Here is a 616-nt window from a genome sequence, read left to right on the forward strand (position 1 = left end):
GACCCGGTGGCCACCCGGGGACCGGATGCGGCACGTTCGGCCCCGGTCACCCCGGTCGCCGTTGACCGTCCATCAACCAGTGCCGCACCGCAGGCACCTGTTCCGACCAGTCCCGCTCGGACCGCACTCACACGCGCCACGCTCGGGCCCACGATGTCGAACCCACCCATCGCGACACCGCCATCGGCGACCACCTCGTCGCCGAGCCCGGCGCTGGCTCCCGTCACGACCCCACCCACCACCGCCACGCCGCTCAGCGCACGCCCGGTGACCAGGTGGCGGACGGCCGCCTCCCCCGTCCCGGCGCCGCCCTCCGCACCCGCCGGGGAACGGTTCGGCCGGGCGCCCGTGCTTCCCGTCGTACAGCGTGCCCCGGCATCCCACGCCCCGGCGCCGCCCGTGGTCCAGCGGCTGGCGCACGACTCCGAGCCCGCCGCGCCGCGTGCTCGGGTCACCGGTCTCTCCCGGACCACCACCCCGGCTCCGGTTCCGATGCCCACCGTCGCCCGCGCCCCCGCGGCACCCGTCGCGGCGAGGCCGGCGATGTCGCCGGCGCCGGCGCCGGCGACATCGCCGGCGGCCCCGGCCGTGCCCGTGGTCCAGCGGCGAACGCCCG

General features: G+C 78.4%; 1 pseudogene. It reads right to left on the bottom strand.

The window, feature by feature from the left end:
- Nucleotides 1-616: pseudogene (locus tag RNC47_RS36155) on the bottom strand (hypothetical protein); the annotation flags it as partial.

It is taken from the genome of Streptomyces millisiae, assembly GCF_031845425.1.
GTDB classification, from domain to species: Bacteria; Actinomycetota; Actinomycetes; order Streptomycetales; family Streptomycetaceae; genus Streptomyces; species Streptomyces millisiae.